Below are 24770 nucleotides of genomic sequence, written 5' to 3' on the forward strand. Positions count from 1 at the left end.
TATGACCATTTGGAAGAAGGTAGTGGATAAAATGATCTATATTAAAGATTTAATGAGTGGTCTTGAAATATTCAAGGCGCTTAGTTCTGAAATCAGAATCCTCATACTCGAACTTTTAGCTACCAATCAAGCACTGAACCTGAATGAAATAGCCAAGAAGCTGAACCTCAGCAATGGCGCAATCACGATGCATATTAAAAAGTTAGAAGAAAGCGGTCTCATCGAGATAAACACATCTGTCGGCAAACATGGCATTCAGAAGGTCTGCTATTTAAATAAGGATAAGCTTATTGTTGATCTTCGCAGTAAGGATGTTGATAATCTCTACGAAGTAGAAATCCAAGTAGGACATTATAGCAACTATCAGGCCATTCCAACCTGTGGACTTGCTACCAAAGACAGTATTATCGGTGACTTCGACGAACCCCGTTATTTCGCTGATCCTCAGCGGATTGAATCCGAAATCATTTGGATGGCTGAGGGCTTTCTCGAATATAGAATTCCGAACTATCTTAAAGCTAACCAAACGTTCCGCGAAATCCAATTCTCAATGGAGATTGGCTCTGAAGCCCCTGGATCTAACGATAACTATCCCTCCGACCTTTATTTCTACTTAAACGGAATAAAAATCGGCTACTGGACTAGTCCTGGAGATTTCGGAGACACCCGAGGAACGTTTAATCCAGACTGGTGGCCGCCACATTTAAATCAATACGGTATGCTCAAATTAATCCGTATTAATAATGAAGGTAGCTTCATTGACGGCTGCCGAATTTCTGACGTGACACTGGATGACATTCAGTTGGATTATAAGAGCGAACTCACTTTCCGGATAGCTGTAACGGACAAGCCTGTAAATAAACGTGGGCTCACCATTTACGGCAAACATTTTGGCAACTACAGCCAGGACTTACTCGCGCGTGTACTATACGATGTACATGAAGTAGAAATTGGCGCCTCTCGTACTGCCGTTACCTTATCAGAGTAAAATTATCCCTAAGCAAGAAGACCTTAGAACCAGCAATAACTGGTCTAAGGTCTTCTTTTGCTTTGTATATTTTTTTGATTTTGACTCATAATAACCTTGTCTCCCAAACCACCGAGAAGGAGTGTTTCGAATGCGTGAAGGTCTAATTCCCGCTGTTCTTGGAACCGTCGTAATCGCTTCTAGCGCCGCTTTTCTTGGAAGCAAGTATAAGATGGCAGCAACAGGCGTACTTGGATTTGGTCTGGCTCATGTCGTATTGGGTGCCATTGATCTGTTTGAGCATCGGTAAGGATTGGAAGATGCCGGGTGGCATAAACACTGCCCGGTTTTTTTGATGTTCACATATTAGCGCAATTACAGCTACTTCATACATGCTATTAGGCATTTTTCAGGCCAATAGCGGCAACCCTACTCTCTCTCTGCTCTGCAACCGAGCTCACAAAAAGAAGGCTGTCTCACCAGCTATTTTCATAGCTTATGGGACAGCCCTTCTCTATTTATTTTATAGCAATATAAAATAAACGTTCAGCATCATCATCCGCCTCTATCCACTCGAAATCGGCGTAAGTTCTCACATCACTAAAGCCAGCCTTAAGCAGTTCATCCTTCATCCACTGGGGATCGTAGGCACGCTGAATATGCGTCTCTTCGAAACGGCGATAAACATCACTCCGCCCCTCTTCGCGAGCGAAAATGGACAGATGATGTTCTATTTCATGGCGTGGAACATCCATCTCACAAGTCCAAATATAGGACACCGACGGTTCGTCCAGAATAAAGGGCTGCTCTTCTTCATAACGGATCAGTGTGTTCGGATGATGCACATCGAACAGAAAGGTGCCGCCTTGCTTCAGACCTGCAAAGGTACTAGCAAAGACAGCTCTGACATCGTCTTCTTCCAGTACATAGTTCAGACAGTCACAGAATGAAATCACAGAGTCTACAAGCTCTGGAAGCTCCCATTCCTTCATGTTTTGTCTAATCCAACGAACACTACCTTCGCGCAAAAAGCGCCGTCCCTGGGGATGCTCCTCCATTTTGCGCTGTGCCACTGAGAGCATGTCTGAAGATAGATCGATTCCGGTCATATGATATCCTGAACCCGCCAAAGGAATGGTGATACTCCCTGTGCCGCAGCCAAGCTCAGCCACGGTTACAGGCTTACCATATTTGCTCCATGCGGTTTCAGCAAAGGAGATCCAATCAGGATACGGCATATCTGCCATGAGCTCATCGTATACATAAGCAAATTTCCCATAGGAAGACACTAGTACACCGCTTTCTATTACAACATTTAATATGATTCTATTATTGGCCCAACAAGCATAAACGCCCTCGGCATCCCTACAAGGACGGTGAGCGTTTAAGCGAGAAATATAAGGAGAACGTATAGTGTGAAACTTATACTATCTCATATTTTAAATTATTCGGTTGTTTCTTCATTTCCCTCGGTTAAAGCTTCCTCTTCCTTAGGAGCAAGATACGTCCAATTCTCTTTTTGGGTAATATGGCCTTCCTTCATCAGCTTTCCAAGCGCACGCTTAAAGGCTGATTTGCTAATTCCGAAACGTTGCTTGATAATATCGGGTGGTGTTGCATCCGAATAAGGCATTGCTCCACCCGGACGGGCATGCAAGAACTCCAAAATCGAGGCAGAGTCTACATCCATGCCTACTTCTTTACGGAGACCCATAGAAAGGTTAACACGACCATCCTCACGGATATGGGAGACACGTGCTTCGAACTGCTCTCCAAGACGTAGTAGACGACTCCGTTCAGAGGAATGGACCATACCGATAATACCAAAGCCTAAAACTCCAGCATCTACAAGAACAAAAGTCCCCATCTGCAGCGGCTTATACACCCGGGCTGTCACAGTCTGTCCCATCCAGGATTCAGGCGCAGGAAGAGCTAGCGGAGCTAGTTCCTGTTCTCCAGCTAATTTAGCACGAAGACGCCCCTGTTTATCATGTTCCATAATCGCATACACATAGTCACCGACCTGAGGACGAAGCTCTGGAAGCTCTGGAAGCTCACGGATTGGCAACAGCAGCTGCCGTCCAAGGCCCATTTCCAAGAAGCAGCCCAGCCGTGGATGAATATCAGCTACTTCCAATAACGCCATCTCGCCCAACGTTAGAAACGGTTTCTTCATCGTTGCCGCAAGACGATCCTCGGTATCGAAGAAGATAAAGACTTCAACTTTATCGCCTGTCTTAACCTTCTCGGTAAGCTCTGTATAATGCAGCATAACATCCTGATCTCCTGCGTTCAGGAAAAATCCGTATGGGGATACCTCTCTTACTACATTAAGTGTAACTGTAGTTCCTGCAATCAGGCTCATACAGTCTCCACTACCTTCGCATCCGACCACAGACGCTCAATATTGTAGTATTCACGTTCATCACGGTGGAAAATATGAACGATAACATCTCCAAGATCCATCAGTACCCAGCGTGCTGAATCCATTCCTTCGATACCCTTAATTACTCCGCCTGCTTCATGGACTACTTTGCGGACTTCGGTAGCGATGGACTGTACTTGGGTATCCGAATTACCATGACATACAACAAAGTAATCACTAATTGGTGAAACAGTACGCAGATCTAATGCCACTACGTTCATTGCTTTTTTATCTTCCACAGCCTTAAGGGCCAGTTCTAACAGCTTGCTTGGTTGTACACTCATATTTTATCCTCCAATATTCTAACTAAATCATTACGCGCCAGTACCGTTAACGGAAAGATCACTCGGCGTTTTTCCAGTAGCAAACTAATCGTAGAATCAAATCCAGCGACTAGTCCTTCTTCCAAACTTTCTTTTGCCAGCTTACGTATCTTATCGACCCCTGGAAAATCGCGGCCAGGCTCGATATAGTCGGCGAGACAGACAATTTTCTCAAGTAAACTCATGTCTTCACGACCTGAGGTGTGAAAACGGATCGCATTAAGAATATCCGGATCTGTGATCCCATAATCTTGCTCTGCTACAAAGGCTCCTACTTCCGAATGCCACAGCTGCTTGTCATGCTTCAGAAGATTCAAGTTCAGATGATTCTGCTCGATAATCTCCTTCATTCTCTCCACAGGCCAATACTTGGCTACATCATGCAGAATCGCTGCTGTCTCTGCACGCTCAGGATCAGCGCCATATTGCTCCGCTAGTTGAATGGATGACTCCATGACGCCCAGTGTATGCTTCCAGCGCTTAGCAGGCATTTGTGTCGAGACCGCCTCAATCAGAGCTTCGCGGCTGTATACCATACAATCCACTCCTTTGAACATAATCGAACACTGCCTCAGGTACCATATAACGAATGGATTTGCCCGTTGCAGCCCGTTCTCTTAACATCGTTGACGAAATATCAACCAGAGGCATATCTGCTAGTAGCACCTTTTCTGCTATATAGGTTGGCAATGCGTCTAGATCAATAGGTGTTCCCGGACGACCTACGCCGATAAATGTGAGCCGCTGCACAAGCTCTTCAATCTCGTTCCATTTCGGTAAATATTGGACCATATCCGCTCCGATGATGAAATAAAGATCGAAATGCGGATACGCCTCTTGCAGCCGTCTTATGGTCTCATACGTATAGGAAACGCCACCTCTGACAACTTCCCAGTCTAATGTGCGAAAAGCTTCATGATTGTGTATCGCTTCCTGCACCATTGCCAGCCGGTCTGCTCCAGATACCCCTGCCTCATGTTTATGAGGCGGGATATGTGAAGGCATGAACCATACTTCTTGAAGTCCATAAGTTTCTCTAGCTGCTTCCGCTGCCATCATATGACCGATATGAAGAGGATCAAAGGTACCTCCCATAATTCCAACTTTCAAGGGACGACCTCCTCGGTAGTATGCTTTCAGGTATTAGCGTGGCAGCTCAATGGTTTTGTTATCACGCGATTCCTTGTACAAGACAATGGTCTTTCCGATTACTTGTACAAGCTCAGAACCCGATTGTTCGGCAAGTAGCGCACCGATTTCTTTGGGATTCTCAATATTGTTGCTCAGTATACTAATCTTCATAAGCTCACGCTTCTCAATAGCTTCTTCAATGTGGCGTACGAGGTGATCATTTACTCCACCTTTGCCCACTTGAAAAATAGGATCGAGGTGATGCGCCAATGAACGAAGATACCGTGTTTGTTTACCAGTTAACATAAATGAATAACTCCTTAATTAACATATATTATTACCCTAAATTGATGAATCCATTTCTTACTCTTTTCCACCCAGACAATTGAGTATGGTCTGACGCATGATTTCCGTAGGAGCAGGTTGTCCTGTCCAGTACTCCAGTGCATAGGCGCCCTGATAGACAAACATCCCGAGGCCTCCATGAATCGTACAGCCCCGTTCAAGTCCTTCTAACAATAGACGCGTACGCAGTGGATTATAAATCAGATCACTTACGACCATCCCTGCACGAAGCAGTCCAGGATCTATCGGTGTCTCATCCATATGAGGATACATTCCTACGGAGGTTGTATTAATCAGTACATTAACACCATCCAGCATTTCCGCCACTTCGTTCATGCTAATCCCAATGACATTCCCTTTGCTCTGGCACTCTGCAGCTAAGTCCTGTGCCTTATCAACACTGCGATTAGCGATAAGGATAGCAGAAGGCTTCTCCTGAAGCAGTGCGGCAACAATTCCTCTTGCTGCTCCGCCGGCTCCAATCACCATAATCTTCGAACCTGACAAATCAGAAATGGCTTCCGCTTTAAGCGAACGTACATAACCGATTCCATCCGTATTATATCCGGTGAGTATCCCGTTATTATTAACAATCGTATTGACTGCACCAACGGCTACCGCACTTTCATCTAATAGATCCACATGAGCCATCACCGCAACCTTATGCGGAATTGTCACATTTACCCCACGGAACCCAAGCGTGCGAATCGCTTGCACCGCATCTTCCAGATTCTCCGGAAGGATATGAAGAGGCACGTAAGCACCCGGAATTCCCAATGCTTGCAGTGCTGCTTCATGCATAATAGGAGATTTTGATTGTATAATAGGATCTCCCATTACGCCCAGCAGAATATTCCCGGTATTGTAGCCCTCGGTTGCAGTTATCAAAGACACTGTAATAGCCTCCCCGTCAGATCATCGAAGGGCGGGTAAGCACCTTCACACCACGCGGAACGTGGATAGCCACGACTGCGCCTTCTATCCCGTTGACCTTAATCCAGCCTAAACCTGAAATGTATAGATCGCTCCGACTGCCTTTATTAATACGGAACTCATGCCGTTGCCACGGTGGCAGCTTGTCCATCCGGTCACTTCCTGGAGGAGACAACATTTCACCACGATGGTCCTCATAAAGGGAATCTGCACGTTCCAGCTTGGTACGATGGATTTTTAAAGTACCACTAATAAAGCAAGTGAACGATTGATGTGGGCCTTGCACGAAATCAAAACGTCCCAGTCCACCGAAGAAAAGAGTTTGTCCTTCGTTCAACTGGTATACTGCAGGTTTTAACGGGTTAGCAGGCATAACCGCATCCAAATCTTGACGCTCAACTAGTTCACTATAACGCCATGGATACACGATCCCTGGCGTATCAATAATATAGTGGCCATCATCCAGTGGGATTTTGACCGTATCGAGTGTTGTACCAGGGTAACGTGAAGTGGTTAACTCCTGCTCCAAATCGCTATAGTCTGAAATCAGACGGTTGATAAGCGTGGATTTCCCTACATTCGTTGCACCCACTACATAAACATCACGCTCACCACGCAGTTCTGTTACGGCCTCCAGCAAACGGTCAAAACCTTGATTACGTTTCGCACTACAAAGTACGATTTCAGCTGTCCGCAATCCTTCTTCTTTACAGCGTTGTTGCATCCAGTTACGCAGTTTATTCCAGTTCGTAACCTTAGGTAGCAGATCACATTTATTCACTGCAAGAATAACTGGGTTATTACCGACAAACCGCTGAAGGCCGGAAATCAAACTGCCTTCAAAATCGAAAATGTCCACAATATGAATAACAAGTGCATTTTTCTCCCCTACTCCACTCAGCAAGCGAAGAAATTCATCCTGATTCACAGAAACAGATGAAGCCTCGTTATAATTCTTAATCCGGAAACAGCGCTGGCAAATCACGGGGTCCCGATCAAGTGCGACTTCCGGAAGGTATCCTGGTTGATCCTTATGCTCCGTCTGAAGCTTGATACCACAACCGCTACACTTCTCAGCACGCTGTGTTTCACTTTGTTCGTTCATTACTATTTATCCTCCTCGTGCCACAATCCTTTTTTACGAAGCCGTGTCAGAGCAACTCGCTCTACCCGGCGATTAAATCTTGTACCGAACCCTTCATCCTTAACGGAGATTGGCAGCACCAATACGGTATACAGGCCAAGCCGATTGCCGCCGTATACATCTGTAAGCATTTGGTCTCCCACCACAATCGTTTGCTCCGGTGGCAACTCCATCTGCTTCATCGCTTTGAGAAAAGGAGCATTACTCGGTTTACGAGCCTGATGCACAAATTCAATATTAAGCGGTGTAGCAAAGCGTGACACCCGATCCATGTTGTTATTGGATACGATGATGAGCTTAAAGCCCAATTCCTTCACCTTCTCAAACCATAACAACAGCTCCGGAGTAGCCACAGGCGCTTTGGCACCGACCAGTGTGTTATCCAGATCCGTAATGATTCCACGGTATCCCTGTCGATACAGCTCTTCCAGAGAAATATCGAATACCGTATTCACCCGGAGTTTGGGAACTAACATTTCAAACAATACGTTCACCTCGATTTCATACAAAAAACTATAACATACTCCATGCGCTACGCAAATAAATCTATATCAATGATTTACTGCAATCACGCTATTTCTTGGATCTTATCGTTCTCCGCAGCCGCAAAGCTTCAGTATACACGCTCTGCCAGTCTTTGTCTTCAATAACATCAGGGCTATACTTCGCTTGTTCAAACATCGTTAGCAGTGAAGAAAGATGATGGGCCACAGCAGGTCGTTCCTGACTCCAGCGGACTACAGTTTCACGCAGTGTTTCATGCTCTTCCTTTATCATTCCCTTACGATGCAAATACCTTACCCAACGCTCAGTTTCCGTTACAACTTTCTGATCAGGCGTTAAAGGTCGACCCAGTCGCATCTGTTGAACGAAGAAGCGAAGCTTAAAGCGCATATGCCAAATTTTAAAAATGATCCAGGATAACAATACACCCACTGCCGCCAAAATTACCCATACACCCACATGAAAGCCTTGATCTGCTTGTGCATTAGTCACAGGTTCAGGTGTAGGTTCTGCTTGTTCATCTTGGTCTTCCGGCTCTGTCTCTGGTGTTTGCTCATTCTTAGTCAGTAGAGGAACATTAAAACCAGGAGTAGCTTCAACCGGAATCCAACCATACTCACCAAAATAGACTTCCGCCCAGGAATGGGCATCTGCATTGGTAATCGTGTAATTATTATTCGCCGCACCCGCCTGCTGCGCCAGATTCATAGGCAGTTCCGGCTGTTCTCCAGGTGCGTACCCCTTAACCCATCTTGCAGGAATGTTCAGAGAACGTGCCATAGTGACTAGTGCCGTTGAATAATAATCACAGTACCCTTCCCTCAGCTCGAACAAAAATCCATCGACAAAATCCTTACTTGAAACACGTGAAATATCCGGCTTGTTGGTGTATGGAAAGGTTTGTTGTAAGTATTGTTGCAAAAGCGCTGCTTTTTCATACGGTGTTGTTCCTTGTGCTGTAATTTCCTCAGCCAGCTCTTTAACCCGTTGAGGGAAATCATCAGGCAGCTGAAGGAAACTTTCCTCCAGATCATTACCTTTGTATAGCTCCTCATAGGTCTTTGCTGCCAATTCCTGAACAGGAATGACAGGAACTTCAGAAGTCAGCTCGAAGTTCGATGGATAATCGCGTTTCTTCCCATCTACATCCCATATAAGCTCACTATCACGATCTCTCCAGAAAAGACCCTTCCCGGCTGCCTCGCCATTTAATGAATCCACCGAAGTAACAGAGTAAGCACCGAACAATACAGGGAATTCATTATTGTTAAGCACTTTAACCGTCTGTTTCAACGTTCGAGTTGTGACCTTAGAGGACACACTTTGCTCCAAGGATTCCCCCGTCTCCACCTCTGATATAGGTCCCCGCTTCAATCGATCCTTATCGGTCCATCCACTTCCGGAGTAGACTCTGCGTGTCTCTCCACGCATATAAGTACGTAAATCCGAAACCACTGTCATCACCGGCGTATAATCGAAGTTAAAGCCCCCGCCAAGGTTATCATCATTCAGACTGTAGCCAGACGAAGTATTGTTAATAGAGGAACTTGAGCCCGTATTGGATTTCGTTGTTCCAGTTGTGCTCTTACCAGAAGACTTTCCATTTCCGTTCCAATCTTGCCAAGCCGTATATGGATCCGTCAAAGTAGGCCTTACATCCGGCATATTCACACCGATTAGAATAACCAGAGAGAAGACGATAGCGATATTCATGACTATTTTCGAGGGATATTCCAGCAAATGTACCCATCCACGCGGATAATGCAGCTGAAAACTTCTCAAGTGCTGGCTGACAAGCCAACCCATACCCGCAAATACCGTCCAAGCCACTTCCTGCCACAATACAATAGATGTAAAGGAATCAAGAGCAGCCAGCGCCACAATGTTCATTCCTACAAACCATAAGATGCGCCTTTTCGAGGATACCCACCAAGACGAAAGCAACAGCAAGGCAGAGGCACCAAGAGCAAACCAGATATACGGTACCATATACACACTAATATCCTGGAGCCTATCTCCAAGTGTTATGGCCCATGGGTCAGGATTATAAATTTCATAATTAGTAATGGTGCGATAAACGATATAGAAAATAGCTACTATTTCCATAATTAGTCTGAACTGAACTTTAACTGGGATAAGAATTTCAATGACTGTGATCGTTATTAGAGCAGCCCATACAGAAGCAGTGGTTTGATTTAACCAAATAGGTCCCGTATAAGAAATCCACTGCTGTGCAATAATCAATAGCCAAAATAAGCTGAATGAACGGTGCCAGGAGAATTTTATCTGATTCCACCAGGTTCTCATATCATCCCTCCCCTCCTAACACGGAGGGAAGCTCTTGAAGCGAGCTAATGCCATAACCGGTTATTCCACGAGATCTAAGGACGTCTATCCAATCGTTACCTCTATTTATCTCTGCCGAATTTCGCACATGAATGTGAGAAGCAGTCATCCCTCTGCTATCAGCCCAGCGTAGTGCATCAAGTACAGGCTGTCCACGCTGTGGGCTGATCAACACGAAGTAAGAACCCTTAGGAAACATACGGTATCCTTTTTCCAATCGGGAAATAAGCGGACCTCGCCCCTCAGCGTTAAGATCGATTAAATATTGAATCATCTTCTGACGCTCAGCAGCACCTTCGACGGGTGCGAACACCTTTGTCGTCTTATCCAAACAACACAGACCAATTCCAATTCTCTCTCGAATACCGAAGCCGAGTAGTGAGGCCGTTACAGAAACTGCTAATTCGAATTGATTCGTATTCATATAAGCTGATGTGCTTCCATCAAGAACTAGAATGGTTTTGGGAATCGACTCATGCTCGAACTCTTTGGATTTCCAAGAACCGGTCTTAGCAGTGGCATTCCAGTGAATTCGCGTCAAGCGATCACCGTATACATAGTCGCGGACGCCATTAATTTGTGTGGTTTCACGCCGAGATTGAACAACGGATGTCTGAGGCCCGGATAGCCGAGATTTCCTCTCATATAACTGCCAGCGGGGAACGTAGATCGCACGAGGCAAAACCTGAAATTGTCCTTCAGATAAAAATGTCCCCTTATGCTCGACAAGCCCAAATATATCTTGGCTGATGATATCCGTATTAGAGAACGTGTAGGTTCCACGTTCTAGGGCTGGTGTCTGAAACTTCAATTCCCCAATTCCTCTGAGATTTGGGATCACACTTTCTTCAAATACCCATGATTCTCCATTATGCCGCTTAAGGGCCTCCCTTATAACCACATAAGGCAAGGGCAAAATTCCGGGGATTGTAACCTTAAGTTTCACACGAAGATGCCCTCCGGCAGAGAGCAAATCTCCCTTGTCCTGTTCAGAATAAAGACTGCGAGTGCCCTTAGCCCGCCGAACGCCTCCTAAACCTCCAGCAATCAAATATGCAATAAGTACAGAGACCATGATAAACAACATAAATGCAGTTTTCCCGCCCTGAAAAAGCACATATAAGAGTGTAATGCTCCAAATTACAAGGATGCTTGCAAGCTTAGATGGCTGAATGATAGCTGCTACCGACGACAAATAACGTCTCATATTATTGCCTCATCGTAACAGGCACATGAATGCTCTGCAGAAGCTTTTGAAGCAAAGATTCTACGCTAATATTATCTAGGCGCGACTCTGGACGCAGCAATATACGATGACCCAAGGCAAATGGAGTAAGGATCTTCACATCATCAGGCAGAACATAGTCTCTTCCCTGCAAAAAGGCATAAGCTTTACAAGCCATCATAAAGGATAGTGAAGCACGTGGACTTGCACCTAGCATTACTAGTGGATGTTCTCTTGTCTGCCGCACAATATCTAACAAGTAATTCAGCACAGGATCGCTCATAAAGATGTCACGAATCTCTTCCTGAATCCCTGCAATTTGTTCCATGCTTGTTACTGGCGAAAGCCTGTCCACAGGTTGGCCTTCCTGATGGCTCAGCAATAAATTCTTCTCCGTCGCTGCATCAGGATATCCAAGGCTAATTCTCAGCATGAATCGATCTAGTTGAGCTTCAGGCAGCGTGTAAGTTCCCTCAAAGTCTATCGGATTCTGGGTAGCGCACAACATGAAAGGATGCGGAAGTGGATACGTCTCTCCATCCACGGTTACGTTTCTCTCCTCCATCACTTCCAGAAGTGCGGATTGTGTCTTCGTTGTAGCACGGTTAATTTCATCAGCTAGCAGAATATTCGTCATTACCGGACCTGGCCGAAAATGAAACATCTCATCCCTAGGATGATAGACAGAAACACCTGTAATATCACTCGGAAGTATATCCGGATTACACTGAATTCGGCGATATTCACCGGACATTGATCTTGAAAGTGCGCGTATTAGTTGGGTTTTCCCTGTTCCCGGTACATCCTCGATCAATACATGACCACCAGCAAGCAGTGCGGTTAACAGTAATTGTATTTCAAATGATTTTCCAAGTATGCAGGATTCCAAATTAGTGCGTACAGCATTCATGATGTGCATTGATTCTTGACGTACGGGCATATACGATCCTCCTAGCCAGAATAAGCAGTATTATTTATATTTTACATGATTAGGGGACCCAAAGTACATTGTTGAAGATCACGAAGTGAGAATACAAAAAAAACCATAAGATGAAACATCCTACAAGTTTTAAACAAAAAAACGGTTGCCGTCTTTTTTAGACGACAACCGTATCATGTAGGATCAACTTTTCTACCCCTTCGGCCGTACAACTAAAGCTGCCAAAAAGGAGAACACAATAGCTGACGAAATGCCCGCACTTGTAATATCAAAAATACCCGTAACTACACCGATCCAGCCATCCCGCTCCAGCTCTGTCAATGCACCATGTACCAAGGAATTGCCAAAGCTTGTGATTGGTATGGTTGCTCCGGCTCCTGCAAATTTCACAAGTGGATCGTATATTCCAAAAGCATCGGCAATCGCCCCGGCTACAACTAAAGTACTCATCGTATGTGCAGGTGTCAGCTTCAATACATCGAACATCAGCTGCCCTATAACGCAAATGGCTCCTCCTATCAGAAAAGCCCATAAGTAAATCATCATTATGCTTCACCTCCGCTCTCTATGGCTACAGCATGAGCGACACACGGAATGCTCTCTCCCTGCTGATAAGACAAAGGGGATAACAATGCGCCAGTTGCCACTATAAGCACACGTTTAAGTTGTCCTTTTTTTAGGCGCTTAAGGATATGACCATAGGTTACAACCGCTGAACATCCGCAGCCACTTCCTCCAGCGATTACATATTTCTGTTTCTCCAAGTCGTAGATAAGTAGACCACAATCATCAAAGGTTGTTTGCTCCATAGGAATCCCCTCTTTAGCTAACAGGGTTTTGGCTATGGGTAGTCCCACGGATGCTAAATCCCCGGTAACAATTAGATCGTAGTGCCCGGGCGATAGTCCGGTATCCCGAAAGTGCGCAGTTATTGTATCCGCCGCCGCAGGTGCCATAGCCGTTCCCATATTAAAAGGGTCTGTCAAGCCTAGATCCATAATACGTCCAAGTGTTGCTGAGACCACGACTGGATAGTTACCTGTGCCGTCATTTTGACCCACTACAGCACAGCCCGAGCCTGTAACTGTATACTGCGCCGTTGGGGGCTTCTGTGAGCCATATTCAGTAGGATAACGAAATTGCTTCTCTACCGTACAGTTATGGCTGGATGTTCCCGCAAGCACATATTTGCTGCCTCCAGAATCAACAATCATTGAGGCAATCGCAAGGCTCTCCATGGAGGTAGAGCAAGCGCCAAAGACTCCGAGATATGGTACGCCCAATTTTCTTGCTGCGAAAGAGCTGCTGATAATCTGGTTCATCAAATCTCCTCCGACAAAAAACTCCAGCTTCTCTTTATCGATATTCGCATTAATCAGAGCTAGCATGGCTGCCTTTTCGAAAAGAGCGCGCTCTGCCTTCTCCCATGTCTTCTCGTCCATTTCCAGCGAATCAAATATAAAATCAAAATCTGATACTAAAGGACCTTCTCCCTCTTCTGGCCCTACTACAGCGGAAGAACCTAGAATAACGGGACGGTTCGTGAACTCCCAGGTCTGACTGCCAAGCTGCTTCATGTATGTGCACCTCCGTCTACGCCTAAGATGAGATAGACGATACCAATGATGAAAGCAGCGACGGCACCAAATACGATGACCGAGCCCGCTAGCTTAAACATATTGCCGCCTACACCGAGCACAAGCCCCTCAGCGCGATGCTCTAGAGCTGCAGAGCACATACTGTTTGCGAACCCGGTCACTGGGACTGCAGTTCCTGCACCAGCCCATTGAGCCATTTTGTCGTACACGCCAAAGCTGGTCAGAATTACAGAGAGCAGTATCATCACCGCGACTGTCGGACTGGCAGCTTCCTTGGAGCTCATATCGAAAATTGCCATAAAAGCCTCCTGAACACCTTGTCCAATAACACAGATTATGCCGCCAGCAATAAACGCTCGTATGCAGTTTTTGAATACGGGCCTGGCAGGAACAAAGGGCTTGGACAATTTATCGTAATCTTGTGGAGTCAGGGTGTCAAGCTTCAGCTTGACACCCGATTTCTTAGTTTTTGCCGGCATTGAGGCACCTCCTGAAAGTTAGGCGAAGGGGGCTGACAAGCAATTGTAGTACACACTTTAAAGCCCCTTAAGTTGTTCTTCGCTTAGAAGTTTTCCTTATTGTTTGCCATCCTCCGCTTCGTTATGTCCCTCCAGTTCAGGAAAAATACAGTAACACAACAATCAGCAGCAAAAAGAGCACAAAAATAAGTACTGCTTCTCTTTCCCTTGGATTGCGGCGCCAATATCGTCTGTGCGTTCCGTTTACTTGTAGGCTCCTACTAGAGAATCCTCCCTGCACCCTTCGTTGGGGTACGCTACCCGCTACCCTCATTCGTCTTCGCATCCTTTCTAAGGCTACTGTCACCAAAGCCTCTAATGCATAGTATTCGCGGAGCTCGTGCCCGGTGTTCAATGTCTCTTATCATGGACAAGTGAGCTCAGAATGTTCATACTAAGTTGCAGGAAGAAATAACGATGCCGTCCATTATGGATAACATCCGTTTCTCGTAGAAATATAAGGATGATGTATAAATGTGTTCTTATATTTTAATAAAGGAGTGAATTCATATGAATCAAGAAACACTGAACATGTTCAAAACACTTACCGAATTTCCCTCAGCCCCAGGATTCGAGCGCGAACTCCGCGCTTACGTCAAGGATGCTATGACTCCTTATACTGATGAGTTCGTACAGGATCGTCTCGGAAGTTTGTTCGGCGTACTGCGCGGCGAAGAGAACGGGCCAAAAATTATGGTCGCCGGGCACTTTGACGAAGTAGGTTTCATGGTAACTGGAATTACTAACACCGGAATGATCCGTTTTCAACCACTTGGCGGCTGGCTTGCCTCTGCTGTTGCATCCCAACGTCTTCATATCATTACACCTAAAGGAACGCTGACCGGTGTTGTTGGCAGCACGCCAATCCATTTGTTAAGTAATGAAGAACGCGGTAAGACTGGTGAAATTAGCAAAATGTATATTGATATCGGTGCAGACAGCCGCGAGGAAGCAGAAAGCTTTGGCGTTAGACCAGGCCAACAAGTTCTGCCGATTTGTCCCTTTACCCCCCTTGCTAATCCCAAAAAAATCTTGGCGAAAGCTTGGGACAACCGTTACGGCGTAGGTCTCGCCATTGAACTAGTTAAAGCATTGCACGGTAAAAAGCTGCCGAACACCGTTTTCGCTGGTGCCACTGTACAAGAGGAAGTAGGTCTGCGGGGCGCCCGTACTGCGGCTAATCTCCTGTCACCGGATATCTTCTTCGGTCTGGACGCGAGCGCTGCTGCCGATATGACAGGTGACAGCCAAGCATTTGGCCATCTGGGTAAAGGTGCTCTCCTGCGCATCCTCGATCCTACGATGGTTACACATCGCGGTCTGATTGAATATGTACAAGATACAGCGGATACTCACCGGATCAAATATCAGTATTTTGTATCCCAAGGTGGAACAGATGCGGGTCAAGTTCATGTTAGTGGAATCGGTGTTCCTTCCGCAGTAATCGGAATATGCTCCCGATACATACACACCGCTTCATCAGTGATTCACAGTGATGACTACGATGCTGCTAAAGAGCTTCTGATCAAGCTGGTAGAAGGGCTTGATCGGACCACACTACAGACAATCATTGAGAACAGCTAATCGCATAAAGAATTAAAGAAGCCCTCAAACACTTTTACAGTGATTGAGGGCTTCTTTTTATGTGAATAGAACTAATTTAGATCATATCTAGCGGCACTTTCCAAGACGGTATTGGGAAAGCTTCGTCCAACTTCCAAATTTCATCTTTACTTAGTGTAATCAAGCCTGCGGCAGCATTCTCAATGACATGCTTACGAGAAGAAGCTTTTGGGATAGAAATAACATCCTCTTCACGCACCGTCCAAGCCAGCATAATCTGAAGCGGAGTTGCTTGATGTGCACTAGCGATTTCCTGAACGACTTCACTCTCGATCACTCCTTTTCGGAGTGAACCTGCTTGAGCAAGCGGTGAGTAAGCCATTACCGGGATCTTGTGGCTTCTTTGCCATGGCAGCAGTTCAGTTTCAATGCCTCTGGACCCTAAATGATAAAGAATCTGATTGGTAGCACAATGAGTTCCTTCAGCAAGTTTAAGCAACTCTTTCATATCGTCGATATCGAAGTTAGATACACCCCATCTTGCTATTTTTCCTTGAGAGATTAGTTTTTCCATACCTAGAACAGTCTCTTCTAGTGGGATATCTCCCCGCCAATGCAGCAAATAAAGATCCAGATGATCCGTATTCAAGCGTTTCAAGCTTTCTTCACAGCTGCGGATAAGGCGCTCATTCCCGGCATTTTGTGGATAGACTTTTGACACCAAGAAAACTTGATCCCGAATGCCTGTGATAGCCTCACCTACTAAAAGCTCAGAGCGCCCGTCTCCATACATCTCAGCCGTATCTATTAAATTTATGCCTAGTTCCACACCTAATCTCAGTGCAGTAATCTCTTCCTCCCTACGGGACGCGTCGTCACCCATATTCCAAGTTCCCTGCCCGATTCTGGGAAGTGACGTTCCATCTGGAAGCAGCATGCGGTTAGATTGATTCATTGTTGCGATTTCAGCCAAATGTTCGATTGAATCCTTAGTCATATTAAAAATCCCCTTATTGAAGTATTGTATACTTACTTTATACGACCTATAAGAACCTTTCTAAACATCTGAATCGTGTCCAATTTATAACTAATCCCTCTTTTGAAGAGAAAAAGTAAAGAATGAATACCAAACTAAGCTATCAGTTTTAGTCCCACAGCAGCCCCCAGAATCATAATAATACAAACGATCCGGCGCCAATCTTTAGCCTCCCCATACAACAACATCCCCAGAATCGCTCCACCGGATGCACCGATCCCCGTCCATACCGCATAAGCTGTTCCCATCGGCAGACTCTTCATGGCTAAAGACAGAAACAGAAAGCTTGCTCCGAAACCAAGAAAGAGCAGCGCGAACGACAGGAAATTTCGGTATTTATTCAACCTGTTAATCATAGCTACTCCAAACATTTCAAATAAACCAGCAACTACCAGAAATACCCATGCCATTTAAGACTCCCCCTTTACTTCGGCTTCTTTGGTCACCATTTTCAATCCTATAACGCCTGCCAGCAAAATAACCACTAGAACCAGCTTCATCAACTTGAACGGTTCTCCGAATAAAACCATGTCCGCAACTACTGTACCTGCAGTTCCTAGACCAACAAACACGGAATATACCGTGCCGACCGGCAGTTTGGTACTCGCTGAAATCATCACATAGAAGCTTATTATTATAGCTACCACAGTTATCAGCCACTCCCACATCGTGGAGGCATGTTTTAAGCCGATGACCCACATGACCTCGAAAACGGCTGCACCAACTACCTTTAACCACTCTGAATTATTTTTCATTTCAAGCCCTCCTTTAATTCACCTACTTTATAATTGCCCACGAAACAAACAAATAAGCCCGGAAGGTCGTCGCCATATATGGCGATACCTCCCGGGCTTTTATCCCTCCGTGTAGACACGAACGATGCTGTTCGTGCGTTTTCCCTCGGACCAGACCAGCTGTGCACCAGCTGCGGAACCCTAGAAAACAATAACTATTAAGTTACATCGTATGGTAGCAAATCGGGGTGATAAAATCAACCTTTTCTAAATAAAAAAGAACAAATTCATAGCTTAATTTCATTTTTTAAATCCATTTATTCAATATTATGGTACAATTTAAGAGAATACAGCTTATAATGAACAACTAGGAGGGCGATCTAATGGTCTTTGGGATACTGTTTATTGGAGTTATTGTATACATAATTATACAGTCCGTAGTTCGTAATGGCTCAAGCTCAAGCAGTAACAGATTTGAAAGGAATAGACGTGATGATGCCGCCAGCATGTCTTTTATGGCAGCTAGCCATCCAGATCTCCTGGATCCAAATAACCCGAATCACTCTAATCACCACCATCAACACCATCACGGGAGCGACTCTCATCACCATTCTGGACATGACAGCGGCCATAGCTGGGGTGGGGATAGCGGACACAGTGGCGGGGGAGATTTCGGTGGAGGAGATTCTGGTGGCGGTGGCGGATGTGATTAGAGCGTTACGCTATAACAAAAGGAAAAGGGCATCCCTGATATTGCTTCAGGAATGCCCTTTTTATGTTTATTGCCCTTTTAATACTTCAAGAATCTTTCCTTGCGTCTGACTTAAAAAATTCTCAGCACCGTGCGGTTGTAATGGTTCACTCCACGCGAATCCATCGCCTTCGTATCTAGGGATGAGGTGCATATGGTAGTGGGTCAGGTCGTTAAACTTCCCGCCATTTTGGCATATGCTTATGCCATCTGGGTTGAATAGATCCTTCAAGATAATTGACAACTTCTTCGACCCGTCCATTATCGCATAGGAAGTCTCTGAATCGATTTCTTCGAGATCCAAGTAATGCTTTTTAGGAAGAATCAAGATATGTCCTTCATTAAATGGAGCGATATCTAGCACACAAGTAATAGATTCATTCTCATATACTACTTTTACGTTAGGCTCAATTCCGTTAGCAATCCGACATCCCAAGCACTCCATATTTGCACACTCCAATCCATAATCAAAGGTCATCTTTATTATTGATTAAATTGAAACCGGCTGAGAAGTACCTCACCGTTAAAGACTACATAAACATCGGTAGTACCAGGCTCCACGGATACTTCGCCAGTCAGTGTGCTCCACTGTTGCAGAACTCCACCAGAAGGAACATTTAAGGTTCCAACCAGCTTCCCAGTTGTGCTTCCAGTTCTGATCTCGATGCTGCCACCTTTTGTGGAAGATACCACAGCTTCAAATGCTACTGCGCCATGATCGAACAATACATCGTTAAAAGCGATCCAAGCGCCCTCTTTTACCGGATGTATGGAAGCTCCACCTGCTTTGCATTCGTCCAGATATACACCTTCGTAGTCATCATAGTTCTCTGCTTTGGTGTTGTTATATAAATTACGGGAAGGAATGATGTCCCCTTTCACCTTTACGATTGAGGACAATTTAATATCAGCAGAAGAACGGCCAATCAGAATCGCGTATTCTCCATTTTCGATGCAATATTGTTCGCGTGTAACATCCCAGAATGCTAACTCTGTAACTGGTAATGCAAACTCTACTGTATGCGATTGACCTGCGGCTATACTCGCTTTTTCAAGACCCTTCAACTGTTTAATCGGACGTTTAACCCGGGAATTCAAAGCTTGCACGTATAACTGAACAACCTCGTCCCCATCGATTGCTCCAGTGTTATCCACTTGAACGGAAATGTTAAGCATATCATCTTGTTGCAGATCCTTGGTGCTTAAATTTAGGTTACTGTAGGACATTTGGGCGTAACTTAAGCCGTGACCAAAAGGATACAATGGCTCGCCGTCAAAGTACATATAGGTTCTTTTACCTTTGATAATATCATAATCCATCAGCTCTGGCAGCTGCTCCACAGAACGGAACCAAGTCATATTCAGCTTGCCAGAAGGACTGTAATCTCCGAACAACACTTCAGCAACCGCATTGCCCAGCTCTTGTCCACTGTGGGAAGTATATAGAACTGCCGGGATATTCTCGTCAATCCAAGTGGAAGAGATCGGGTAACTGCCGACAATAACTACCACTGTATTCGGATTCGCTTCATAGACTGCTTTGACCAAACGTTCCTGCTCCTCCGGAAGTACAATATCAGGTCTGTCGATTTCTTCTTTTCCGTTTAGGAGTGGATGGTTACCGACAAAAACCACAGCCACTTCAGCAGCTTTGGCAGCTTCTACAGCAGCTTCTATGCCGTTCGTAACGATGTTCTTTTTGAAAAGACGAGCGTCAGCACTTGCGTCCTGATCAGCAACCTGCAGTGTGCCATCCTCAGCATTCACAGAGATCAATTTGTCATTCCAAGTCCGCAAAGAGACTTTACCCTCAGCTTCCGGAACGATGTTAAGGGATTCTTTTACAAACCATCCGTAAATTTCTTCAGCAGATGCAGTGAGCGTCTCCGCTTCACTTAAAGTTACATACTGTCCACGACTTGTCGCCTTCAGCGTATTGCTAGTCCAGCCCCAAGCCGTATGTTGGAACATTTCTCCGTGCTCTGCCGTGTCATGCTGTACAGCCAATCTTCCGTCCTCACCCGTAATTCCGATGGCTTGACCGTTTGCGGCTGAGGTAAGAATGATTTGATCTGCGCCGCTCTCAAAAGTAACTTGTTTACCAGGCAGCTTCTTACGCACGCCCTGCAGGGGGGTCACTCCATAAGGTAATGTGCCGGAATACCAGTCTCTAAAAGCTTCATTGCCGAGTGGACCAATAATCGCCACTTTGTTTAATTTAGTCTTGCTCAGCGGCAATGTGGCTTGCTCATTTTTTAGTAGCACAATGGATTGTTTGGCAGCTTCCATGGATAGTGCGGCATGTTTTTTGCTAAGAATAAAGGAATCGTCGATTGCCGCATATGGGTTTCCTTCAGCCGGGTCAAACTCTCCCAGACGGAAGCGAACTCTAAATGTGTTGGTTAGTGCGCGATCCAAATCTTCCTCTGCCAGCAGACCTTGGTCAAGTGCTTCATGAAGAACCTTGATTGTCTCTTCGGTTTCTTCTGTTACGCTGTCAATTCCGTTTTTGATAGACTCCGCCATCGACTGTGCAAAAGATTCATAATATTTATGGTCCTTCACAATCCCGAATAAATCTCCGGCATCACTGACGATAAAACCGTCCATGTCCCATTCGCCTTTGACCACATCCATCACTGCTGGATGAAGAATAACAGGCACACCATTCACCGCGTTATAGGCGGTCATCATAGACTGTGCGCCACCTTCTTGAAAAGCAGGCTTAAATGCTTCCAGGTAATACTCGCGCATATTTCTCGGATCAATGCTGGCGGAACAATTTCCGCGTTCGATCTCGTTGTTGTTTCCTAGAAAGTGTTTGAGCGTTGCGACCGCTTTCAAATAGACAGGGTGATCTCCTTGGATTCCTTGCACAAGTGATGTACTGAGTTGTCCAGTTAATTCCGGATCTTCACCATAGGCTTCTTCCGTTCTACCCCACCGCGGGTCACGCTCCATATCCACTGTTGGTGCCCATAACGTCAGCCCATTCACCGTTGGATTCTTTTTGTAAAATGCTCTTGCTTCATCTCCAATGGCCGAGCCGATTTCTTTCATTAACTCCGGGTTCCAGGTACAAGCCAGTCCGCTCGGCTGAGGAAAAGAGGTCGCTTTACCAAGCCAGGAAATTCCGTGCGCCGCTTCTGTACCGTGCTTATAGGCTCCAACGCCTAAACGCTCTATGGCAGCTTGATACTGGGGGATGAGGCTTACTTTTTCATCAAGCGTTAATCTGGAGATCAGATCCTGCACTCGTTCATTTAGAGGTAAATCAATCTGTTGAAATGGATATTTAGATGTCGCTGTTTCCATCAAAATCGCTCCTTCGATTCAAGTTGATAGCGGTTTCATATGTTCTCAAGGTAATTGTCTATGTCAAACACAAATCTGGTCTATCAACCTAATCATAGAAGATTAGGTCAATAAGTAACACCTTAACAATCTAAATGAAAATCAGGTCATAATTAGAGATTTTTGGGGGGCCTCGCTCGCCCAGTCGTCTCACTTAGTGAGAATGGAAGGTGGAGTGTGGCGGGGGAATGGTATCCAAGGCATTTTTGCCTTTCTTTCGCCCAATTCCAGCCTTTTGGGCGGTATCCAGGGCATTTTTGCCTTCCTTTCGCCCAATTCCAGCCTTTTGAGCGATATCCAAGGCATTTTTGCCTTCCTTTCGCCCAATTCCAGCCTTTTGGGCGGTATCCAAGGCATTTTTGCCTTTCTTTCGCCCAATTCCAGCCTTTTGGGCGGTATCCAAGGCATTTTTGCCTTTCTTTTGCCCAATTCCAGCCTTTTGGGCGATAGCTAGGGCATTTAGTTGCCTCACCATAGCTGAATATCCTTTAAGGAATGGATATATTCATATCTGCAGACTCTACCGCTCTCCTCAGAAACTATGGGAATAAACTTTCCTTTTTCGCTGAGAGCACCCAGTCCCTTTCGAGCCGTACGCTTATCAATCCCAAGCTCCCTCACCAAATCAACCGGCCGGATGCACCCATTCAAACGCACAGCAATCCGTAAAATATCACGTTCCAGTCGGCTAAACTCCCTTTGCTCCTCCATCTTCACATCGAGGTACGGCATCAGCAATGGTCTTAACAAAGTTATCGTAAGTTCAGGACTCGCATCCAGATCATCATAAGGAATCGCCACTACCCGATAACCCGCGATTTGCAGATAAGTCTCTCGATTCAGCTCCTGCCTGTAGCGCGTTCGGTCTGTATTTTGTACATGTGGGCCGTAGCCTTTTACTTCAAATGCAAACTTAACCTGTCCAGGCTTCCACACAAAATCAACAAAGTAGGGCTTGCTACGCCAATCCACCACTTCGTATTCAGGATGAAGGTCATTGAAATGCCCCATCATAGGCCACCATACCTTCTCCAAAAATATCCGCTCACCATGGCCATGTCCCCGCTCCAATCTCCCACGCCGTTCTCCTGATCTTCGACTAATATGATCCTCTACCCACTTACGATGCTCCTCCGCAAATCCCATACGTTACTCTCCTCCTTGGCATAAAAAAATCCCGCACCCAATATGGGTACGGGACGTGCTTCGTCCTATTACTCAAAAGTATAGTATTCACTTTCTGATACTGTCAATAACACTCAACAGCCAACACTAGATCCAGCTAAATATAACTTATCCAGCAAAAAAAGCTAATTAGTTTAAGTACATTGCGATAAAGTAAGGTACCTCACCACAGCATTCAGTTCCATTAAAAAAGCTAATTGGTTTAAGTACGTAAAAGCAACATCAGTTGAACTATGCTCAGTACGAAATCCCCTAATCCTACCGCCGACTCAACTTCCCATTCCAGCTACTTACCCCGCCCTGCAAATGTGCAAGCCTAGTAAACCCATGCTTACTCAGAATCCGCGCTGCACTTTTGCTTCGCATACCACTACGGCAGTAGAGTAGCAGATCCCGATCCTTTGGGATCTCACCGAGCCGCTTTTCCATTTGAGACAGCGGGATGTTTTTCGCCCCCGGAATAAATCCACTCTTGTATTCATCCGGTTCGCGGACATCGATCAGCAGCTTATTTTTAGATAGCTCCATTTTGCTCCGGAACTCTGCCACCTTCAATGTTCTTACACTTGCGCTTTTACCAAATCCAAGACGGGACATCAATGAGCTTAAATCCATTATCCTTCACAACAACCTTTCACCGAAATGTCGGAGAGCGTTCTTTTGTTCCCTAAAAAATCACCATTTACCGCATATAACTTTCGAAAGCCCTGCTTATATAGAATTCTCGCAGCTTTGTTTCTTTTATAATAACTATCAGCAAGAATTAGGACCGAGTCGTCGGACGAAAGGCAGTGTTGCCAGACATAAGCTAGCCGCCCGAGTGATATATTTATCGAGCCACGGATACTATCCTTTTCATAATCTACGGCATCCCTCACATCGAGCATTTTCATGGCCAAGGTTTGATCTGCTAATTCGTGAACGTCGCGGGCTTCTACATATGAGAGTGAACGGACTGGCCAAGCGTAACGTAAGAACCTTACAATACTAAAGACAATTAATATACTCAGTAGTATCCGAAACATCATGCTCATGTTATTACCCCCGCACCAAAAAATTATCCGTCCAAGCACTTAATCCACCCATCATATTCACAACGTTATATCCCTTTTCGCTCAACAGCTCACACGCCAGTCCACTCCGGCCACCACTTAAGCACATCACAATCGTCTCTCCATTAGGATCTAGTTCATCTATACGCATTAACAGCTGCCCAAGCGGAATATGCTTCGCACCGTTCACATGTCCCTCCACCCATTCGGCGGGTTCGCGTACATCCAGCAGCGTAGGGGTCTCTCCATTCTTCAGAAGTTCCGCCACTTGCTGCGGGGTAATTTCCTTTGGAATTTTAAAAGACATCGAGCATCTCTCCTTCTCTTTTTTAAAAAATAACTTGATTTTCATATCACTATATCATAATATTACGATATAAGGATATTGTAAAGCGAGGAGTTCATAACTATGGACAAAAATTTTAAAGCCTATAATCAAACCGCCGAAACCTTAAAGGCTATCGCTCATCCCGTTCGCTTGTGCATCATTAAAGGACTGCTTGAAAAAGGCAGCTGCAACGTTAGCTTCATGCAGGACTGTCTCGACCTTCCACAATCTACGGTATCCCAGCATTTGCAGAAGCTTAGATCCCTAGGCATTGTCGAAACCGAACGTAATGGACTGGAAATTAACTATTCTGTTAAAGACGAGAAGATCAAACATCTAATTCAGCTATTTTTAGGGGAGGAATAAAT

The 24770-nt window shown here is 45.3% G+C and carries 30 protein-coding genes and 1 riboswitch; of the genes, 5 read left to right on the plus strand and 25 right to left on the minus strand.

Annotation, left to right across the window (positions count from 1 at the left end):
* The first annotated feature begins 31 nt into the window (after positions 1–31).
* Together UQ64_RS20425 and UQ64_RS20430 are read left to right on the plus strand one after the other, a co-directional pair.
* Entirely contained in the window at positions 32–988 is a 957-nt protein-coding gene (locus UQ64_RS20425; protein WP_060625320.1) for an ArsR/SmtB family transcription factor, read from the plus strand.
* 130 nt (positions 989–1118) lie between these two features.
* Positions 1119–1277 carry a hypothetical protein gene (locus UQ64_RS20430; RefSeq protein ID WP_060625321.1) on the plus strand — a complete coding sequence of 53 codons (159 nt, stop codon included), beginning with the start codon at positions 1119–1121 and terminating at the stop codon, positions 1275–1277.
* Between the two features lie 208 nt (positions 1278–1485).
* Here the strand turns inward: UQ64_RS20430 and UQ64_RS20435 are convergent, their stop codons facing one another.
* The 15 genes from UQ64_RS20435 to spoVAC form a co-directional block, all read right to left on the minus strand.
* Entirely contained in the window at positions 1486–2256 is a 771-nt protein-coding gene (locus UQ64_RS20435) for a class I SAM-dependent DNA methyltransferase (RefSeq protein ID WP_060625322.1), read from the minus strand.
* A 155-nt stretch (positions 2257–2411) separates the two neighbouring features.
* Positions 2412–3332: a CvfB family protein gene (locus UQ64_RS20440; RefSeq protein WP_060625323.1), complete on the minus strand. Its 921-nt coding sequence runs from the start codon at positions 3330–3332 to the stop codon at positions 2412–2414.
* Positions 3329–3676: a ribosome silencing factor gene (rsfS, locus tag UQ64_RS20445; RefSeq protein WP_042185972.1), complete on the minus strand. Its 348-nt coding sequence runs from the start codon at positions 3674–3676 to the stop codon at positions 3329–3331. Before rsfS ends, UQ64_RS20440 begins: the two co-directional genes overlap by 4 nt.
* A complete protein-coding gene (gene yqeK, locus UQ64_RS20450) occupies positions 3673–4251 on the minus strand; it encodes a bis(5'-nucleosyl)-tetraphosphatase (symmetrical) YqeK (RefSeq protein ID WP_060625324.1) in 579 nt (192 codons plus the stop codon). Before yqeK ends, rsfS begins: the two co-directional genes overlap by 4 nt.
* Positions 4223–4825, minus strand: coding sequence for a nicotinate-nucleotide adenylyltransferase (locus UQ64_RS20455; protein WP_060625325.1), 603 nt, complete (start codon positions 4823–4825; stop codon positions 4223–4225). The genes yqeK and UQ64_RS20455 overlap by 29 nt, the downstream gene beginning before the upstream one ends.
* 33 nt (positions 4826–4858) lie before the next feature.
* On the minus strand, positions 4859–5152 hold the full coding sequence (gene yhbY / locus UQ64_RS20460) for a ribosome assembly RNA-binding protein YhbY (RefSeq protein ID WP_042125377.1): 294 nt from the start codon (positions 5150–5152) through the stop codon (positions 4859–4861).
* A gap of 57 nt (positions 5153–5209) precedes the next feature.
* Positions 5210–6085, minus strand: coding sequence for a shikimate dehydrogenase (gene aroE / locus UQ64_RS20465; RefSeq protein ID WP_280818232.1), 876 nt, complete (start codon positions 6083–6085; stop codon positions 5210–5212).
* A gap of 16 nt (positions 6086–6101) precedes the next feature.
* The gene (gene yqeH, locus UQ64_RS20470; RefSeq protein ID WP_060625326.1) at positions 6102–7229 is read right to left on the minus strand and encodes a ribosome biogenesis GTPase YqeH; all 1128 of its coding nucleotides are present in this window, start codon (positions 7227–7229) and stop codon (positions 6102–6104) included.
* A 2-nt stretch (positions 7230–7231) separates the two neighbouring features.
* Positions 7232–7753 carry a YqeG family HAD IIIA-type phosphatase gene (locus tag UQ64_RS20475; protein WP_060625667.1) on the minus strand — a complete coding sequence of 174 codons (522 nt, stop codon included), beginning with the start codon at positions 7751–7753 and terminating at the stop codon, positions 7232–7234.
* 88 nt (positions 7754–7841) lie between these two features.
* Positions 7842–10079 (minus strand): DUF4129 domain-containing transglutaminase family protein, encoded by a 2238-nt coding sequence (locus tag UQ64_RS20480; protein ID WP_060625327.1) that lies wholly within the window; start codon positions 10077–10079, stop codon positions 7842–7844.
* 1 nt (position 10080) lies between these two features.
* Entirely contained in the window at positions 10081–11325 is a 1245-nt protein-coding gene (locus tag UQ64_RS20485) for a DUF58 domain-containing protein (RefSeq protein ID WP_060625328.1), read from the minus strand.
* 1 nt (position 11326) lies between these two features.
* A complete protein-coding gene (locus tag UQ64_RS20490; RefSeq protein ID WP_042125369.1) occupies positions 11327–12283 on the minus strand; it encodes an AAA family ATPase in 957 nt (318 codons plus the stop codon).
* A gap of 192 nt (positions 12284–12475) precedes the next feature.
* Positions 12476–12826 carry a stage V sporulation protein AE gene (gene spoVAE / locus UQ64_RS20495; RefSeq protein ID WP_036675923.1) on the minus strand — a complete coding sequence of 117 codons (351 nt, stop codon included), beginning with the start codon at positions 12824–12826 and terminating at the stop codon, positions 12476–12478.
* Positions 12827–12828: 2 nt separating this feature from the next.
* The gene (spoVAD, locus tag UQ64_RS20500; protein WP_060625329.1) at positions 12829–13860 is read right to left on the minus strand and encodes a stage V sporulation protein AD; all 1032 of its coding nucleotides are present in this window, start codon (positions 13858–13860) and stop codon (positions 12829–12831) included.
* Positions 13857–14360: a stage V sporulation protein AC gene (spoVAC, locus tag UQ64_RS20505; protein ID WP_060625330.1), complete on the minus strand. Its 504-nt coding sequence runs from the start codon at positions 14358–14360 to the stop codon at positions 13857–13859. Before spoVAC ends, spoVAD begins: the two co-directional genes overlap by 4 nt.
* Before the next feature lie 549 nt (positions 14361–14909).
* On the opposite strand from spoVAC, the gene UQ64_RS20510 reads away from it, so the two are divergent.
* Entirely contained in the window at positions 14910–15983 is a 1074-nt protein-coding gene (locus UQ64_RS20510; protein WP_060625331.1) for a M42 family metallopeptidase, read from the plus strand.
* Between the two features lie 76 nt (positions 15984–16059).
* Here the strand turns inward: UQ64_RS20510 and UQ64_RS20515 are convergent, their stop codons facing one another.
* From UQ64_RS20515 to UQ64_RS20525, 3 genes are all read right to left on the minus strand, one after another.
* On the minus strand, positions 16060–16959 hold the full coding sequence (locus UQ64_RS20515) for an aldo/keto reductase (protein WP_060625332.1): 900 nt from the start codon (positions 16957–16959) through the stop codon (positions 16060–16062).
* Positions 16960–17093: 134 nt separating this feature from the next.
* The gene (locus UQ64_RS20520; RefSeq protein WP_060625333.1) at positions 17094–17408 is read right to left on the minus strand and encodes a DMT family transporter; all 315 of its coding nucleotides are present in this window, start codon (positions 17406–17408) and stop codon (positions 17094–17096) included.
* Positions 17409–17753 carry a DMT family transporter gene (locus UQ64_RS20525; protein ID WP_042125357.1) on the minus strand — a complete coding sequence of 115 codons (345 nt, stop codon included), beginning with the start codon at positions 17751–17753 and terminating at the stop codon, positions 17409–17411.
* 86 nt (positions 17754–17839) lie between these two features.
* Positions 17840–17948, minus strand: a riboswitch (guanidine-I (ykkC/yxkD leader).
* 167 nt (positions 17949–18115) lie between these two features.
* Here UQ64_RS20525 and UQ64_RS20530 point away from each other — a divergent pair.
* Positions 18116–18445 (plus strand): hypothetical protein, encoded by a 330-nt coding sequence (locus UQ64_RS20530; protein WP_060625334.1) that lies wholly within the window; start codon positions 18116–18118, stop codon positions 18443–18445.
* A 66-nt stretch (positions 18446–18511) separates the two neighbouring features.
* On the opposite strand, the gene UQ64_RS20535 is transcribed toward UQ64_RS20530, so the two are convergent.
* The 7 genes from UQ64_RS20535 to UQ64_RS20565 form a co-directional block, all read right to left on the minus strand.
* The gene (locus UQ64_RS20535) at positions 18512–18928 is read right to left on the minus strand and encodes an HIT family protein (protein ID WP_060625335.1); all 417 of its coding nucleotides are present in this window, start codon (positions 18926–18928) and stop codon (positions 18512–18514) included.
* Between the two features lie 38 nt (positions 18929–18966).
* Positions 18967–21798, minus strand: coding sequence for a glycoside hydrolase family 3 protein (locus UQ64_RS20540; RefSeq protein ID WP_060625336.1), 2832 nt, complete (start codon positions 21796–21798; stop codon positions 18967–18969).
* Positions 21799–21991: 193 nt separating this feature from the next.
* Positions 21992–22312 (minus strand): hypothetical protein, encoded by a 321-nt coding sequence (locus tag UQ64_RS20545; protein ID WP_060625337.1) that lies wholly within the window; start codon positions 22310–22312, stop codon positions 21992–21994.
* Positions 22306–22983 (minus strand): hypothetical protein, encoded by a 678-nt coding sequence (locus UQ64_RS20550; RefSeq protein ID WP_060625338.1) that lies wholly within the window; start codon positions 22981–22983, stop codon positions 22306–22308. The genes UQ64_RS20545 and UQ64_RS20550 overlap by 7 nt, the downstream gene beginning before the upstream one ends.
* Positions 22984–23280: 297 nt before the next feature.
* Positions 23281–23619: a rhodanese-like domain-containing protein gene (locus UQ64_RS20555; protein WP_245238122.1), complete on the minus strand. Its 339-nt coding sequence runs from the start codon at positions 23617–23619 to the stop codon at positions 23281–23283.
* Positions 23620–23636: 17 nt separating this feature from the next.
* A complete protein-coding gene (locus UQ64_RS20560; protein WP_060625340.1) occupies positions 23637–24056 on the minus strand; it encodes a rhodanese-like domain-containing protein in 420 nt (139 codons plus the stop codon).
* Positions 24057–24060: 4 nt separating this feature from the next.
* The gene (locus UQ64_RS20565) at positions 24061–24381 is read right to left on the minus strand and encodes a rhodanese-like domain-containing protein (protein ID WP_060625341.1); all 321 of its coding nucleotides are present in this window, start codon (positions 24379–24381) and stop codon (positions 24061–24063) included.
* Positions 24382–24483: 102 nt separating this feature from the next.
* Between UQ64_RS20565 and UQ64_RS20570 the strand changes: the two genes are divergently transcribed.
* The gene (locus tag UQ64_RS20570; protein ID WP_036675735.1) at positions 24484–24768 is read left to right on the plus strand and encodes an ArsR/SmtB family transcription factor; all 285 of its coding nucleotides are present in this window, start codon (positions 24484–24486) and stop codon (positions 24766–24768) included.
* Positions 24769–24770 lie beyond the last annotated feature (2 nt).

The organism is Paenibacillus etheri (assembly GCF_001012825.1).
Classification (GTDB): domain Bacteria; phylum Bacillota; class Bacilli; order Paenibacillales; family Paenibacillaceae; genus Paenibacillus_AQ; species Paenibacillus_AQ etheri.

What these genes read in the sequence shown, in the direction of transcription:
- UQ64_RS20425 (WP_060625320.1), top strand. Translation starts at nt 32, where the DNA reads ATGATCTATATTAAAGATTTAATGAGTGGTCTTGAAATATTCAAGGCG.
- UQ64_RS20430 (WP_060625321.1), top strand. Translation starts at nt 1,119, where the DNA reads ATGCGTGAAGGTCTAATTCCCGCTGTTCTTGGAACCGTCGTAATCGCT.
- UQ64_RS20440 (WP_060625323.1), bottom strand. Translation starts at nt 3,332, where the DNA reads ATGAGCCTGATTGCAGGAACTACAGTTACACTTAATGTAGTAAGAGAG.
- rsfS (WP_042185972.1), bottom strand. Translation starts at nt 3,676, where the DNA reads ATGAGTGTACAACCAAGCAAGCTGTTAGAACTGGCCCTTAAGGCTGTG.
- yqeK (WP_060625324.1), bottom strand. Translation starts at nt 4,251, where the DNA reads ATGGTATACAGCCGCGAAGCTCTGATTGAGGCGGTCTCGACACAAATG.
- yhbY (WP_042125377.1), bottom strand. Translation starts at nt 5,152, where the DNA reads ATGTTAACTGGTAAACAAACACGGTATCTTCGTTCATTGGCGCATCAC.
- yqeH (WP_060625326.1), bottom strand. Translation starts at nt 7,229, where the DNA reads ATGAACGAACAAAGTGAAACACAGCGTGCTGAGAAGTGTAGCGGTTGT.
- UQ64_RS20480 (WP_060625327.1), bottom strand. Translation starts at nt 10,079, where the DNA reads ATGAGAACCTGGTGGAATCAGATAAAATTCTCCTGGCACCGTTCATTC.
- UQ64_RS20485 (WP_060625328.1), bottom strand. Translation starts at nt 11,325, where the DNA reads ATGAGACGTTATTTGTCGTCGGTAGCAGCTATCATTCAGCCATCTAAG.
- UQ64_RS20490 (WP_042125369.1), bottom strand. Translation starts at nt 12,283, where the DNA reads ATGCCCGTACGTCAAGAATCAATGCACATCATGAATGCTGTACGCACT.
- spoVAE (WP_036675923.1), bottom strand. Translation starts at nt 12,826, where the DNA reads ATGATTTACTTATGGGCTTTTCTGATAGGAGGAGCCATTTGCGTTATA.
- spoVAD (WP_060625329.1), bottom strand. Translation starts at nt 13,860, where the DNA reads ATGAAGCAGCTTGGCAGTCAGACCTGGGAGTTCACGAACCGTCCCGTT.
- spoVAC (WP_060625330.1), bottom strand. Translation starts at nt 14,360, where the DNA reads ATGCCGGCAAAAACTAAGAAATCGGGTGTCAAGCTGAAGCTTGACACC.
- UQ64_RS20510 (WP_060625331.1), top strand. Translation starts at nt 14,910, where the DNA reads ATGAATCAAGAAACACTGAACATGTTCAAAACACTTACCGAATTTCCC.
- UQ64_RS20515 (WP_060625332.1), bottom strand. Translation starts at nt 16,959, where the DNA reads ATGACTAAGGATTCAATCGAACATTTGGCTGAAATCGCAACAATGAAT.
- UQ64_RS20520 (WP_060625333.1), bottom strand. Translation starts at nt 17,408, where the DNA reads ATGGCATGGGTATTTCTGGTAGTTGCTGGTTTATTTGAAATGTTTGGA.
- UQ64_RS20525 (WP_042125357.1), bottom strand. Translation starts at nt 17,753, where the DNA reads ATGAAAAATAATTCAGAGTGGTTAAAGGTAGTTGGTGCAGCCGTTTTC.
- UQ64_RS20530 (WP_060625334.1), top strand. Translation starts at nt 18,116, where the DNA reads ATGGTCTTTGGGATACTGTTTATTGGAGTTATTGTATACATAATTATA.
- UQ64_RS20535 (WP_060625335.1), bottom strand. Translation starts at nt 18,928, where the DNA reads ATGGAGTGCTTGGGATGTCGGATTGCTAACGGAATTGAGCCTAACGTA.
- UQ64_RS20540 (WP_060625336.1), bottom strand. Translation starts at nt 21,798, where the DNA reads ATGGAAACAGCGACATCTAAATATCCATTTCAACAGATTGATTTACCT.
- UQ64_RS20545 (WP_060625337.1), bottom strand. Translation starts at nt 22,312, where the DNA reads ATGGTGAGGCAACTAAATGCCCTAGCTATCGCCCAAAAGGCTGGAATT.
- UQ64_RS20550 (WP_060625338.1), bottom strand. Translation starts at nt 22,983, where the DNA reads ATGGGATTTGCGGAGGAGCATCGTAAGTGGGTAGAGGATCATATTAGT.
- UQ64_RS20555 (WP_245238122.1), bottom strand. Translation starts at nt 23,619, where the DNA reads ATGTCCCGTCTTGGATTTGGTAAAAGCGCAAGTGTAAGAACATTGAAG.
- UQ64_RS20560 (WP_060625340.1), bottom strand. Translation starts at nt 24,056, where the DNA reads ATGAGCATGATGTTTCGGATACTACTGAGTATATTAATTGTCTTTAGT.
- UQ64_RS20565 (WP_060625341.1), bottom strand. Translation starts at nt 24,381, where the DNA reads ATGTCTTTTAAAATTCCAAAGGAAATTACCCCGCAGCAAGTGGCGGAA.
- UQ64_RS20570 (WP_036675735.1), top strand. Translation starts at nt 24,484, where the DNA reads ATGGACAAAAATTTTAAAGCCTATAATCAAACCGCCGAAACCTTAAAG.